The following is a 14,030-nucleotide window of genomic DNA, read 5'->3' on the forward strand; positions in this document are numbered from 1 at the left end:
GACAACCAGGAAGACAAGGAAGGCCTGTTCGACACCGCCGACACGCTGCGCGACACGCTGACGATCTTCGCGGACATGGCTGGCGGCATCAAGGTCAAGGCCGACAACATGCGCGCCGCTGCGCTGCAAGGCTTTGCCACCGCCACCGATCTGGCCGACTACCTGGTCAAGCGCGGCGTGCCCTTCCGCGACGCCCACGAGGTCGTGGCCCACGCCGTGCGGGATTGCGAACAGCGCGGCTGCGATCTGGCCGACCTGTCCACCGCCGAACTCACGGCCTACCACCCCAGCATCACCGAAGACGTGCATCAGGTGCTGACGCTGGAAGGTTCGGTTGCCGCGCGCAAGCATGTGGGCGGCACCGCTCCCGAGCGCGTGGCTGAAGAAGCCCAGCGCGTTCTGGCGGAAACGGCGGAAGGCTGATTGCCGCTGCGGGCTGCGGACGGGCTGTGAGGCCCGTCCTTGAGACCGGTCGTTGAAGCCGATATCCCCGGCCCGCGTCAAGGTCAGTCATGCAAGGCCCCCTTCCCGGGGGCCTTGTTGTTTCTATTCCGCCAACCAGCCGTCCAGTTCCCGGGCCAACGCATCGAAAACGCCCGCCACCCGCTTCACGCGCCGCAGATCGCCGTGCATGGCAATCCAGACATCGACGTCAAAACCGATTTCCTGCGCCAGCACCGGAACCAGTCCGAGCGGCTTCGCGAGCTGACGCGGACATACGCCCACGCCGAGGCCCGCCTTCAAAGCGGCAAACTGCGCCACGTGGTGGTCGCAAGCAATGGCGAACGGCTGGTCGGCGTCGATCACGCCCTGCTCGGCCAGCACGCGCCGGTCGGCCAGGCGGCGGTCGGGGCCGATCATCGGCATGTGCCGCAAGTCGTCGCGGGTTTGCGGGAGCCCATGCGCCTGGATGCAGTCCGCCGTGGCGAACAGCCCGACCCGCAGCGCGCCGGCGCGCCGCGCCACCACGTTGGCTTCACTGGGACGCTGCAGCCGGACCGCGATATCCGCTTCCAGCCGGGGCAAGGCCTCCAACCGGTCCTGCACGCTCAGCTCCAGCCGCACGCCGGGCAGGGTCTGGCGGATTTTCAGCAGCACCGGCGGCAGCACCTCCACGCCCAGCAACTCGCTGCTGGTGATGCGCACGACGCCTTCGGCCGCATCCGCCCCCTCGCCCGCCCGCCGGCTGAACGCTCGCGCCGCCGCGTCCATGGCCTCGACATGCTCGCCCAGTTCGCGCGCGGCGTCCGTGGGTTGCAGCCCGGCCGGGGTCCGCAGAAAGAGGCTCACGCCTACACTGCCTTCCAGCTTTTCGATGCGGCGGCGGGCGGTGGCCTGCGCAATGCCCAGCATCCGGGCCGCGCCCGACAGGCTGCCGGTGCGCAGCACGGCTAGAAAGACGCGCTGGCTTTCCCAGTCGAGAGAATCAATGCTCATACAAAATCTGCTAACGGATGGTTCATTATGGCGGTTCCCAGCGGCCGGCATCCCGGGCATCCTGTCGCACTCCATTGAAGTTGAAGGAACCCGTTCATGACCCTGACCGGCCAATGCCGCTGCGGCGCCGTCCGCTACTCGATCGATCCGGCCGGCAAGCCGATGGTCTACGCCTGCCATTGCCAGAACTGCCAACGCTGGAGCGGCAGCGCCTTCGGGCTGCACCTGCTGCTGCCGGAAACGGCGATGAGCATAACCGGTGCGCTCGATGAATACCGCCATGAACACGAGGGAAAGCGGTCTTGCCAGTTTCTGTGCGCGTGCTGCCACACGCGCATCTTCAACACGACCGAGGCCGCGCCCGGGATGCGGGTGTTGCGCGCCGGCACGCTGGATGAAGCAGCCGAGCTGACGCCGGCCGCGCATATCTGGACCCGGCGTAAACACGCTTGGCTGAACTTGCCCGCTGACGTGCCGAGCTGGCCCGAAAGCCCCTCGCCGGAGGAATTTGGGCGGGTGGTGATGGGAGGGTGATGATGGGCCAGTGATGCGCGGCTGGCCGAAACGTCGAGGCGTCGGATTAGCCCGCGCAACGGTTCTCCCGCCTACACGATGGAAACTTCCAGCCGGCGGCCGAGTTTTCCAAGCGCCGCCTCCACCTGTTCGATCCGCGACCCGTGCCGCAGATTCAGCAATCGATCCACTTGCGGCGTATGAACGCCAAGCCTGCGAGCCATCTCGGCTTTGCGCACGCCTTGGCGAATCATTTCATTCGACAGAAACACCTTGCTGGTAACGACCGCCGGCAAGGTGACCGCATACGGCGATGACGTTTTCTCCGACGGCATCGGGATCAAGCGACGTTCATCGAAATAGATCTCCAATGCCGCCTCAAGCGCTTCCAGCGCGTTCACCTGCGCATCTTGCTCATCCTCGCCGACGCTCGTCGCTTCCGGAAAATCCGGAAACAGCACCAGAAAGGTGCCGTTCGTATCGGGAGTCAACGTGTAGGGATAGGTCAGCATGGCAGGCGCCAGCATATTGCGCTCTGCCCCCTCACACATTCCCGATCGAGGCGAAATCAGACTAACGCACGTCGGAGGGAGAGCTTCCGTCGCTTAACCCACCGATGGCGCGTCCCCAATAACGTTGGATATGATTGCGGCTTCCCGTAGCCGGCCCACGTCCCATGCCCACCCTGAGTGCGTCGTCGAAGCACTTCCCGCTTTCCCGCGTATCCCGAATCGTCTTGGCCGTCCTGTGCATGCTGGGGACCGCCGCCAGCGGTTCCGCCCAAGCCCAAACCGCCCGCAAACCCTCCCCCTACGAAAACGGCCGCCCCCTGCGCCCCGACGAGGTCGAGGCGCGCAAGGCGGAGGACGCGCGATGGGGCGGCCCGCGGTTTCTGGAGAAGATCCAGACCCGGGGCGAATTCGATCAACTGGCGCGGGTCTACAACGCCGGCACGCCGCTCGAAATTCCGCATGTGCTGTTCGTGATCGACCGCCAGCGCAAGGACCGCATCTACTACCTGCACACGCCCCGCTACGGCCTGCACGAAACCTTTGCGCGCGAGCGGCGTCTGCTGTCGGGCGACAAGGCCAAGCTGATCGCGCAGTACAAGGATCCGAACCGGCGTCTGCTGTTCGGCACGCTGAGCTGGCAGAACGGCCTGCCGGGCTACACGTTTGAATTCTGGGAAGGCGATCTGCTGACGCCGGAACTGCTGACCCTGACCGCGCAGCGGCTGGCGGCCACGTTCTACGAACCGCTGCGTTTCAAGAGCAACTCCACCTTGCAGGAGCAGACGGCGCAGCGCGCCGGGATGGATGTTGTCACGCAAGAGGCGCTGCTGCGCGAGCAGACCTTCCTGCCGCTGAATACGGGGCGCGCGCAGGGCCGGCTGCGCATCGTCAAATCCGTGGACGAGACGCCTGACCTGTCGCCCACCGACATCGTGGTGCTGGACGAGGTGCCCGTCGCGCTGACGCCCGTGGCCGGACTGCTCACACCGCGCCCGTCCACCCTGCTCTCGCACGTGAACCTGCTGGCCAAGGGCTGGCGCATTCCCAATGCCTATGTGCGGGACGCCGTGGCGGCGTTGCGCGAGCATGACGGCCAGTGGGTCGAGCTGATTGTCGAAAGGAACGGCTATCGGGTGCAACGCATTGCACAGCCTGCGGTCAATGCCAACCAAGCGGCAACGACGCCCGCAAAAGCCGCCACGCCGCTGCCCAAACCCGATCTGTCGGTGCCCGCCGCCAAGCCGCTGTCCGGCATGACCACGCGCGACAGCCGCTATTGCGGCGTCAAGGCGGCGAACCTGGGCGCGTTGAAGTCCGTGCTACCGCCCGCCGCCAGCGTGCCGGACGGTTTTTGCATTCCCTTTGCCCAGTACGCGGCGTTCATGCACAAGCTGGGCGTGCCTGCCCGCTTGGCGGCGCTGGAACAACGGGCCGACTTCGCGTCCGACGCCAATGTGCGGCGCGCCGAACTGGCCAAGCTGCGCCAGGACATCGCCGACGCACCGCCCGACGCCCTGTCGGCCGACTGGCTCGCCCGCTGGAAAAAACAGCTGGGCGGCCGCGGCGTCTTTGTGCGCAGCTCGTCCAATTCCGAAGACCTGCCCGGCTTCAGCGGCGCGGGCTTGTACACCACTGTGCCGAACGTCACGCAGGCCGACGCGCTGGCCCGGGCCGTGCAGACAGTGTGGGCGTCGGTCTACAACTTCGAGGCCTACGAAGCGCGCCGCGCCGCGGGCTTCAACCAGGACGCGGTGGTCATGGCCGTGCTGGTGCAACTGGCCGCGGCATCGGACAGTTCGGGCGTCATGATCACGCGCGATCCCTTCGACGCCTCGCGCCGCCATGTCACGTATTTGTCCGCCAAGCGCGGGCTGGGCATCAAGGTGGTGGAAGGCAAGCGCCAGGCTGAGCAGGTCATGTATTCAAGCTGGTCCAAGGCCGTACAGGTGCTGAGCCGATCGGCCGAAGACACGCAGCTCGTAGCCGCCGCAAGTGGCGGCGTACGAGAAGTGCCCATCGAGGGCGCCAGGCAGGTGCTGAATGACGCGCTGGTCGCGCGCCTGGCCGCCGTGGGACGGCAGGTGAAGAAGCGGCTGGGAAATGCGGACCAGGACATCGAATGGGCCGTCCATGGCGATGAGATCCTGATCCTGCAGGCGCGGCCGTACATCGACGGCGGCCGCTGACAGCAATCGCGCGGGGCGGTAGGCGGCTTGCCCAGCCCGCACAGCATGAACCGCACCGCCAAAGGCCGGCCGGATCGCGCATGTTGCATCGGGCACAGCACATCGGCGCGGTAGAACCGGCAAAGCAACAGAGACCCGGCGCGGACATTGCATCCGCGCCGGCCCCGCCTTCAGATATGCAACGCGTGCCCCAGCGCCTTGAGCGCGGCCTCCTGCACTGCCTCGCCCAACGTGGGATGCGCGTGGATCGTGCCCGCCACGTCTTCCAGCGTCGCGCCCATTTCCAGCGACTGCCCGAACGCCGTCGACAGCTCCGACACCGCGCGCCCCACCGCCTGCCACCCCACGATCAGATGGTTGTCGCGCCGGGCCACCACGCGCACGAAGCCGTCGGTGGATTCCAGCGTCATGGCACGGCCGTTGGCGGCAAAGGGGAATGCCGCAGTCACGCAATCCAGCCCTGCGCTTTCGGCGTCCTGCGGCGACAGGCCTGCGACCACGACCTCGGGGTCCGTGAAGCACACCGCAGGAATGGACGCCGGCTGGAAGTGGCGGCGCTTGCCCGCCACCAGTTCGGCCACCATCTCGCCCTGCGCCATCGCGCGGTGCGCCAGCATGGGCTCGCCTGCGATGTCGCCAATGGCCCAGACATCCCGCATGGACGTGCGGCACTGGTCGTCGATGCGCAACGCGTTGCCTTTGCGATCGAGCTGCAGGCTTTCCAGTCCCCAGCCTTGCGTGCGCGGGCGGCGTCCCACCGAGATCAGCACGCGGTCGGCGGGCAGCAGCGTTTCGGCGCCGCTGGCGTCCTGCACGCGCACCGCGTCGCCCTTGCCGTTCAGTCCCAGCACCTTGCGACCCAGATGCAGCGCCACGCCCATCTTGCCCAGCGCGGCCGCGACGGGCTTGGTGAGTTCGGCGTCGTAGGTCGGCAGGATGCGGTCCTGCGCCTCGACGACGGCGACTTCTGCGCCCAGCTTGCGGTACACGGTGCCGAGTTCCAGCCCAATATAGCCCCCGCCCACCACGACCAGTTGCTTCGGGATGCTGGTGGGCGACAGGGCCTCGGTGGATGACACCACCATTCCGCCGAATGGCATGGACGGCAGCGGCGTGGGTTCGGATCCCGCCGCCAGCAGCAGGTGTTCGCACTGGATGCGGAAGCGGCCCGCATCAGGCGTTTCGACTTCGGCCGTCTTGCCATCCAGCAGCGTGGCCCAGCCGCGCACCACTTCCACGCCGTTCTTCTTGAGCAGCGCGCCGACGCCGCCCGTCAGCTTGCCTACGATGCCGTCTTTCCAGGCCACGGTCTTGGCGATGTCGATGCGCGGCGCGTCGACCGCGATGCCCAGCGCCGATTCGCCGGCGTAGTGACGCGCCTTGTCGAATTCCTCGGCTGCGTGGATCAGGGCCTTGGACGGGATGCAGCCGATGTTCAGGCACGTGCCGCCCAATTGCGCGCCCTCGACCAGGATGGTGGGCACGCCCAGCTGCCCGGCGCGGATGGCGGCCACGTAGCCGCCGGGACCGCCGCCGATCACCAGCAATGTCGTTGTCTTTGTGATCTGGCTCATGCTTACTCCACGAAAAGCAGCGCGGGTTGTTCCAGCAGCGCGCGCACGGCCTGTATGAAGCGTGCCGCGTCCATGCCGTCCACTACGCGGTGATCGAAGGACGACGACAGGTTCATCAGCTTGCGCGCCACCACGGCGCCGTTGCGGAAGGCCGGGCGTTCGACGATGCGGTTCACGCCCACGATGCCAACTTCAGGGTGGTTGATCACCGGCGTGGTGACGATGCCGCCCAAGGGACCGAGGCTGGTGATGGTGATGGTCGAGCCGGACAGTTCGTCGCGCCCGGCCGAGCCGCTGCGCACCGCCTGCGCCAGCCGCGTGATCTCGGCCGCCATGGACCATAGATCGCGCGCCTCGGCATGACGCATCACCGGCACCATCAGGCCGCCGTCGCTTTGCGTGGCGATGCCGATGTGCACCGCGCCGTAGCGCGTCACGACGCCGGCCTCGTCGTCATAGCGCGCGTTGATCTGCGGAAAATCGCGCAGCGCCACGACCATTGCGCGAGCCAGAAGCGGCAGCAGCGTCAGCTTGCCGCGCTGCTCGCCCCATTTGGCGTTGAGCTGCACGCGCAGGTCTTCGAGCTCGGTCACGTCGATTTCCTCGACGTAGCTGAAGTGCGGGATGCGGCGCTTGGATTCGGCCATCTTCTGCGCGATCTTCCTGCGCAGCCCGATGACGGGCACGGCGTCTTCGTCGTTGCGTTCGGCGTAGGCCGCGCCGGCGCGGGCGTTGCTGGCCGAGCCCTGCCCTTGCAGCCAGGCGTCCAGGTCTTCATGCAGGATGCGGCCGGCCGGGCCGCTGCCTTGCACGTAGCGCAGTTCGACGCCCAGATCCCACGCGCGCTTGCGTACGGCGGGCGAGGCCAGCGGCTTTTCGCCAGGCTGGCGGATGGTCGCGGGCGCGCCGCCGGATTGGCGCGCGGCGGGCGATTTGGCCGACGCCGACGTGGAGCCGGATGCGGATGCGGACGCGGATGCCGATGCCGATGCCGATGACGGGGTCGACGACTTGGCCGGCGTGGAAGTTGCGGGCGTCGCTACGCCGGGCGTCGTTACGCCAGACGCCGCAGCACCACTTTCCACCAGACTCGGCCCACCGGCCCGCTGCGCCCCGTCCGCAGCAATCCCCTCACCCGCAGGCACAGCCGCCTTCGCCGCCGGCGCCGCCGCAGCACCCGCCTTCACATTCCCCTCGCCTTCGACTTCCAGCCGGATCAATTCACCGCCCACGGCCATCACCTGGCCGACATCCCCGCCCAGCGAAATCACCTTGCCGACCACCGGCGACGGAATCTCGACCGTCGCCTTGTCCGTCATGACGTCCGCCAGCGGCTGGTCCTCGGCGACGGTGTCGCCCACCTTGACGTGCCAGCCCACCAGCTCGACCTCTGCGATGCCTTCGCCGATGTCGGGCATCTTGATGATATGAATCCCCATGTCATGCCTCCATCGCGCGTTTGAACGCTTCGCCGACCCGGCGCGGGCCGGGGAAGTACGCCCATTCCTGCGCGTGCGGATAGGGAGTGTCCCAACCGGTCACGCGCTCGACGGGCGCCTCCAGATGATGGAAGCAGTGTTCCTGCACCAGGGAAATCAGTTCCGCGCCAAAGCCGCAGGTGCGCGTGGCTTCGTGCACGACCACGCAGCGCCCGGTCTTCTTGACGGAGTTGACGATGGCGTCCAGATCCAGGGGCCAGAGGCTGCGCAGGTCGATGACTTCGGCGTCGATGCCGGTCTCTTCGGCCGCGGTCAGCGACACGTGCACGGTGGTGCCGTAGGTCAGCACCGTCAGTTCCGAACCCGGACGCACGATGGCGGCCGATTCCAGCGGCACGGTGTAGTAGCCGGTGGGCACGACGCTGCCCGGGCGGCCGGTCCACGGCGTAACCGGGCGGTCATGGTGACCGTCGAACGGGCCGTTGTAGAGGCGCTTGGGTTCCAGGAAGATCACCGGATCGTCGTTCTCGATGGCGGCGATCAAGAGGCCTTTCGCGTCGTACGGATTGGACGGCATCACCGTGCGCAGCCCGCAGACCTGCGTGAACATGGCCTCGGGGCTCTGGCTGTGCGTCTGCCCGCCATAGATGCCGCCGCCGCAAGGCATGCGGATGGTCATGGGCGCAATGAACTCGCCCACCGAGCGGTAGCGCAGGCGCGCGGCTTCAGACACGATCTGATCCGACGCCGGATAGAAGTAGTCGGCGAACTGGATCTCGCACACGGGCCGCAGCCCGTACGCGCCCATGCCCACCGCCACGCCGACGATGCCGCCTTCGGAGATGGGGGTGTCGAACACGCGCGAGCTGCCGTACTTGGCCTGCAGGCCTTCGGTGCAGCGGAACACGCCGCCGAAGTAGCCCACGTCCTGCCCGAACACGACGACGTTGTTGTCGCGCTCGAGCATGACATCCATGGCCGAGCGCAAAGCCTGGATCATGGTCATCGGCGCCGAGGCCGGACCAGCGTTGTTATCGATTGCCATGGTCAGACTCCGAGCTGCTGGCGCTGCCGGCGCAGATGCTCCGGCATGTCCTTGTACACGTCTTCAAAAATGCTGGCGGCGCTGGGGACGTGGCCGTCCACCAAAGTGCCGTAGCTCTCCGCTTCCTTCTGGGCCGCCAGGATCTCGGCGTCGAGTTCGGCGCGGACCGCGTCGTGCTCGGCGTCGGACCAGATGCCCAACAGGATGAGGTGTTTCTTGAAGCGCTCGATCGGGTCGCCCAGGGGGAAGTGGCTCCAGTCGTCGCCGGGACGGTACTTGGTGGGATCGTCGGAGGTGGAGTGCGGACCGGCGCGGTACGTGACCCACTCGATCAGCGTCGGGCCCAGGTTGCGGCGCGCACGTTCGGCAGCCCAGATCGACGCGGAATAGACCGCCAGGAAATCGTTGCCGTCCACCCGCAGCGACGCAATGCCGCAGCCCACGCCGCGGCCCGCGAAGGTCGCGCCCTCGCCGCCGGCGATCGCCTGGAAGGTCGAGATGGCCCACTGGTTGTTGACCACGTTCAGGATGACGGGCGCGCGGTAGACGTGCGCGAAGGTCAGCGCGGTATGGAAGTCGGCTTCGGCGGTGGCGCCGTCGCCGATCCAGGCCGAGGCAATGCGGGTGTCGCCCTTGATGGCCGAGGCCATGGCCCAGCCCACCGCCTGGATGAACTGCGTGGCCAGGTTGCCCGAAATCGTGAAGAAGCCGTTTTCGCGGTCGGAATACATGACCGGAAGCTGGCGGCCCTTGAGCGGGTCGCGCTCGTTGGACATGAGCTGGCACATCATCGTCACCAGCGACACGTCGCGCGACAACAGGATGCTTTGCTGGCGATAGGTGGGAAAGCACATATCCCCCTTTTCCAGCGCCATCGCGTGGGCGGTGCCGATGGCCTCTTCGCCCAGGCTCTGCATGTAGAACGAGATCTTCTTCTTGCGCTGCGCGGTCAGCATGCGCCCGTCGAAGATGCGCGTCTTGAGCATCGCCCGCATGCCGGCGCGCAGCTGGTCGTGGCTGATCTCAGGCGCCCACGGGCCGACGGCGCGGCCGTGCTCGTCGATGACGCGGACCAGGCTGTAGGCCAGTGGACCGGTGTCGACCGCGGCAACATCAATGGGGGGTTTGGGCACCTCGCCGGGCGGCGAAAGATGCAGATAGGAGAAGTCTGTCTTGCAACCCGGTCGCCCTGTCGGCTCGGGGACGTGCAACTTCAGCGGCCCATATTGGCTCATGTATTGTCTCCACGCTTGATCGTGTCATGCGTTTTCTTCCTACCAAGGCGTTGCCAGAGGCGTGTGACCTCGGACGCTGCCGTCGACGGCTTGCGCCCGGGGATACTTGGGCAAAGCCGTTGACGAGATTAGCACAGGGGACAGGGCCGATGAGCGGGCCGCGCGGCCTTTTGGGGCCGCATTGGACTGAGGGTTTTCCTCAAGCGGCGCCGGTCCATTCCGTGACGAATTCACGGTAATCCGGACGCTTGGCAGGCGGCACCGCGCACGCGGGCGTGCCGACGGCCAGAAAGCCCAGGAAGCGGTAATCCAGCGAGTCCAGGCCCAGCGCGTCCTGCACGTCTTCAACGTACGTGCCCAGGCCGGTGCTCCAGAACGCGGCGTAGCCCAGCATGTGGACGGCGTTCAGGATGTTCATCACCGAGCAGCCGGCGGCCAGCAGCTGTTCCTGTTCAGGGATCTTGGTGTTGCCGTGGGCAATCTTCTGGGCCACGGCGATGAACAGCGGCACGCTGGCCATCCATTCGCGGACCGACTTTTCCTTTTCGGGCGTCATGCGCGGGTCGCCGCTGCGCTTGACGGCGTCAAGCGCCATGTCCGCCAGCTTGCCGATGGCCTCGCCCTGGATCACGACATAGCGCCACGGACGCAGCGCGCCGTGATCGGGCGCAGACATGGCGGCCTGCAGGATCTGTTCGAGTTCGTCGGGTTTGGGCGCCGGCGCCCGCAGGAACTTGAAGGAGCGGCGCGAGGTCAGGGCGTGGAGCGGCGTGGCGGTCTGGTTTACGGTCATTGATCGATGCGCAAATGGGAAAGAAACAGATTCTCATAGTACGCGATGACGTCTGACCGGTCGCTGATCCCCCGGACTGCAACAAGGACATCCCGGCGGTGCGCTCAGCCCAGGTGGGTGTGCCGCTCCTGCCGCTCTTCGACCTGCATTTCGCTCAACCCGTGCAGGATGCCGCAATCGTCCGAGTCGGGCCGCGCCGACACGCAGCGCTGGCGCAAGTCGCTCAATTGGGCTTTCAGCTGCATCAGTTCGGCGATGCGCTCGTCCACATGCGAGATGTGCTCGTCGAACAGCTTGTTGATGGGGCCGCAACCGGTGCGATGGTTGTCGGCCACGGACAGGATGGCGCGGATTTCGTCCTGCGTCATGTCCAGCGCGCGGCAGTTGCGGATGAGGCGCAGGCGCTCCAGATGCGTCTGGCCATAGGTGCGGTAGTTGTTCAACCCGCGCTCCGGGGCGGGCAGCAACCCCTCTTTTTCGTAATACCTGACGGTTTCGACCGTGGTGCCGGCCGCCGTGGCCAATTCGCCGATACGCATCACTGCCTCCCGGATCCGATCCGATGATTAGGGGTTGACCCTATAGTAACTCCAAGGTGTGGAATTGCGTCATCAGCTTATTTGAAGGGTCAAGCGGATGTCTTTACCTCCGGTCAAAGAACACAAACATCAGTCGGGCAAGCACGGCGGCGCCTGCTGCGGTGGCGGACACTCGCCTGCGCCGGTCGTCGTCGCGTGCGTTGAGACGCCAGGCGATGACGCCTGCTGCGGCCACGAACATCCGAAGGCGGCGGGCGAGGCCCCCGGCCGTGGGCATGATGCGCACGCGGGCCACGACCACAGCCACGGGCACGATGCCCACACCGGCCACGATCACCGTCACCGCCACGGCCACGGCCATGGCAGCGAACATGGCGCCGACACCTGCTGCGCGTCCGCTGCCCCGGCCCCGGCTGCCCAGGACGCTTCCTGCTGCGGCCACGCGCATGGCGCCGTTCTGCAGCCGGCCGCCGCCGCGACGCTCACGGCCGGCCCCGGCCAGCTGCTGGCGCGCCTGCGCATCGGCCAGATGGATTGCCCCACCGAGGAAACGCTGATCCGCAAGAAGCTCGCCGGCGTGGACGGCGTGCATGCGCTGGACTTCAACCTGATGCAGCGCATCCTGACCGTGGTCCACGCCGACGGCGCGCTGGACCGAATCATCGCAGCCATCAAATCGCTGGACATGACGCCCGAGCCCCTGGCCGACGGCGCGGCGGCCGCGCCCGCCCCCGCCGCCAAGGCGGTGAACTGGTGGCTGATCGGCGGCGCGGGCGTGCTGGCGGCGCTGTCCGAGTTCTCGCATTTTGCCGGCGGCCCGTTGCTGCTGACCGCGGCACTGGCCGTGGCCGCCATCCTGGCCTGCGGGGTCAGCACCTATCGCAAGGGCTGGATTGCCGTGCGCAACGGCAACCTGAACATCAACGCGCTGATGAGCATCGCCGTCACCGGCGCCGTGCTGATCGGCCAATGGCCCGAAGCGGCCATGGTGATGTTCCTGTTCAACGTGGCCGAACTGATCGAAGCCCGCTCGCTGGACCGCGCGCGCAACGCCGTGCGCGGCCTGCTGGACCTGGCGCCCGACACCGCTACCTTGCGCCAGCCGGACGGCACTTGGGCGGAAGTGCCCGCCGCGTCGCTGCAGCCGGGCGGCATCGTGCGCGTGCGGCCGGGCGAGCGCATCGCCGCGGACGGCATCATCGTGAACGGCACTTCGGCCGTGGACCAGTCGCCCATCACGGGCGAAAGCCTGCCCGTCGAAAAAGCCCAGGACGATCCGGTGTTCGCGGCCACCATCAATACCTCCGGGTCCTTTGAATACCGAGTGACCGCCGCGGCCGGCAACACGACGCTGGCGCGCATCATCCACGCGGTGGAACAGGCGCAGGGCGCGCGCGCGCCCACGCAGCGCTTCATCGACCGGTTTTCGCGCATCTACACGCCCGCCGTCGTGGCCGTCGCGGCGGCCGTGGCCGTGCTGCCGCCGCTGCTGTGGGGCCAGCCGTGGTTCGACGCCATCTACCGCGCGCTGGCGCTGTTGATCATCGCCTGCCCATGCGCGCTGGTGATTTCCACACCCGTCAGCATCGTCAGCGGCCTGACCGCCGCCTCGCGCCGCGGCATCCTCATCAAGGGCGGCGTCTATCTTGAAGAAGGGCGCAACCTGAAATGGCTGGCGCTGGACAAGACCGGCACGCTGACGCACGGCAAGCCGGTGCAGACCGATCTGCAGGACTGGGACGCCCCGGCGCAGGATCGCCACCCCGCCGCCCTGATCGCCGCCAGTCTGGCTGCCCGGTCCGACCACCCCGTGTCGCTCGCCGTGGCCACCACCGCGCGCGAGGCCGGCAGCGCGCTGCTGGAGGTCGACGCCTTCACCGCCCTGCCCGGCCGCGGCGTCAGCGGTCAGGTCGACGGCCAGACGTATCACCTGGGCAACCGCCGCCTGATGCGCGAGCTGGGCGTTTCCAATGCCACGCTCGACGCCCGCTTCGACGAGTTGGAAAGCCAGGGCAAAAGCGTCATCGCGCTGTCCGACGGCAGCCGCGTGCTGGCGCTGGCCGCCGTGGCCGATACGGTCAAGCCCACCAGCGCCCAGGCCATCGCCGACCTGCACGGGCTGGGCGTGCGCACGCTGATGCTGACGGGCGACAACACGCCGACTGCGCAGGCCATCGCGCGCCAGGTCGGCATCGACGAAGCGCGCGGCGACCAGCTGCCCGAGGACAAGCTGACCGCCATTGAAGACAAGCTTGCGCCGGACGTGCGGGTCGGCATGGTGGGCGACGGGATCAACGACGCGCCCGCGCTGGCCCGCGCCGACATCGGCTTTGCGATGGGCGCGGCCGGCACCGGCACGGCCATCGAGACCGCCGACGTGGCGCTGATGGACGACGACCTGCGCAAGATCGGCACCTTCCTGCGCCTGTCTCGTGCCACGCATCGCGTGCTGGTTCAGAACATCGCGCTGGCGCTGGGCATCAAGGTGGTGTTCCTGGCGCTGGCCGTGACGGGCCACGCGACGCTGTGGATGGCGGTGTTTGCCGACGTGGGCGCGAGCCTGCTGGTGGTGGCCAACGGCCTGCGGCTGCTGCGCGCCGCGCCGGCCAGCCGCTGACCGGCAAGCAAGGGGCCGCGCCGCCTCCACAGTCGGGCCGACTGCGGCGGGCTCGCTGCAGCGGGCGGCGCCGATCCGAAGCGGCCTGCGAACGCAGTCTCCACCGAAAACCCCCGCCGCGATTGCCCGTATGATGGCGA

12 protein-coding genes and 1 pseudogene are annotated in these 14,030 nt (G+C 67.5%); 4 read left to right on the forward strand and 9 right to left on the reverse strand.

All coding sequences use genetic code 11. From position 1 onward, the window contains the following. Positions 1-423 (forward strand): annotated as a pseudogene (locus B2W22_RS19595) (argininosuccinate lyase); the annotation flags it as partial. 123 nt (positions 424-546) lie between these two features. Here the strand turns inward: B2W22_RS19595 and B2W22_RS19600 are convergent. Further along, complete coding sequence (locus tag B2W22_RS19600; RefSeq protein ID WP_286939303.1) at positions 547-1,437, reverse strand: LysR family transcriptional regulator; 891 nt, start codon at positions 1,435-1,437, stop codon at positions 547-549. A gap of 96 nt (positions 1,438-1,533) precedes the next feature. On the opposite strand from B2W22_RS19600, the gene B2W22_RS19605 reads away from it, so the two are divergent. Further along, positions 1,534-1,971: a GFA family protein gene (locus tag B2W22_RS19605; RefSeq protein WP_175126108.1), complete on the forward strand. Its 438-nt coding sequence runs from the start codon at positions 1,534-1,536 to the stop codon at positions 1,969-1,971. A gap of 71 nt (positions 1,972-2,042) precedes the next feature. Here B2W22_RS19605 and B2W22_RS19610 read toward each other — a convergent pair whose 3' ends face one another. Continuing rightward, the gene (locus tag B2W22_RS19610) at positions 2,043-2,462 is read right to left on the reverse strand and encodes a type II toxin-antitoxin system HicB family antitoxin (RefSeq protein WP_175185149.1); all 420 of its coding nucleotides are present in this window, start codon (positions 2,460-2,462) and stop codon (positions 2,043-2,045) included. Positions 2,463-2,626: 164 nt separating this feature from the next. On the opposite strand from B2W22_RS19610, the gene B2W22_RS19615 reads away from it, so the two are divergent. Continuing rightward, positions 2,627-4,648, forward strand: coding sequence for a PEP/pyruvate-binding domain-containing protein (locus B2W22_RS19615; RefSeq protein ID WP_286939304.1), 2,022 nt, complete (start codon positions 2,627-2,629; stop codon positions 4,646-4,648). 170 nt (positions 4,649-4,818) lie between these two features. Here the strand turns inward: B2W22_RS19615 and lpdA are convergent, their stop codons facing one another. From lpdA to B2W22_RS19650, 7 genes are all read right to left on the reverse strand, one after another. Then, on the reverse strand, positions 4,819-6,222 hold the full coding sequence (gene lpdA / locus B2W22_RS19620) for a dihydrolipoyl dehydrogenase (protein WP_175138924.1): 1,404 nt from the start codon (positions 6,220-6,222) through the stop codon (positions 4,819-4,821). Between the two features lie 2 nt (positions 6,223-6,224). Beyond that, the gene (locus B2W22_RS19625; protein ID WP_175138923.1) at positions 6,225-7,661 is read right to left on the reverse strand and encodes a dihydrolipoamide acetyltransferase family protein; all 1,437 of its coding nucleotides are present in this window, start codon (positions 7,659-7,661) and stop codon (positions 6,225-6,227) included. Between the two features lies 1 nt (position 7,662). Then, positions 7,663-8,706: an alpha-ketoacid dehydrogenase subunit beta gene (locus tag B2W22_RS19630; protein ID WP_175126103.1), complete on the reverse strand. Its 1,044-nt coding sequence runs from the start codon at positions 8,704-8,706 to the stop codon at positions 7,663-7,665. A 2-nt stretch (positions 8,707-8,708) separates the two neighbouring features. Continuing rightward, entirely contained in the window at positions 8,709-9,941 is a 1,233-nt protein-coding gene (locus B2W22_RS19635; protein ID WP_175126102.1) for a 3-methyl-2-oxobutanoate dehydrogenase (2-methylpropanoyl-transferring) subunit alpha, read from the reverse strand. Positions 9,942-10,140: 199 nt separating this feature from the next. Continuing rightward, positions 10,141-10,734 (reverse strand): nitroreductase family protein, encoded by a 594-nt coding sequence (locus tag B2W22_RS19640; protein ID WP_175185146.1) that lies wholly within the window; start codon positions 10,732-10,734, stop codon positions 10,141-10,143. 104 nt (positions 10,735-10,838) lie between these two features. Then, a complete protein-coding gene (gene cadR, locus B2W22_RS19645; RefSeq protein WP_175126100.1) occupies positions 10,839-11,273 on the reverse strand; it encodes a Cd(II)/Pb(II)-responsive transcriptional regulator in 435 nt (144 codons plus the stop codon). A 103-nt stretch (positions 11,274-11,376) separates the two neighbouring features. Continuing rightward, positions 11,377-11,646 (reverse strand): hypothetical protein, encoded by a 270-nt coding sequence (locus tag B2W22_RS19650; RefSeq protein WP_175126098.1) that lies wholly within the window; start codon positions 11,644-11,646, stop codon positions 11,377-11,379. A gap of 84 nt (positions 11,647-11,730) precedes the next feature. Between B2W22_RS19650 and B2W22_RS19655 the strand changes: the two genes are divergently transcribed. Further along, positions 11,731-13,890, forward strand: coding sequence for a heavy metal translocating P-type ATPase (locus B2W22_RS19655; protein WP_414631992.1), 2,160 nt, complete (start codon positions 11,731-11,733; stop codon positions 13,888-13,890). Positions 13,891-14,030 lie beyond the last annotated feature (140 nt).

This window comes from Achromobacter sp. UBA4530 (genome assembly GCF_002388205.1).
Lineage (GTDB): Bacteria > Pseudomonadota > Gammaproteobacteria > Burkholderiales > Burkholderiaceae_B > Achromobacter > Achromobacter animicus.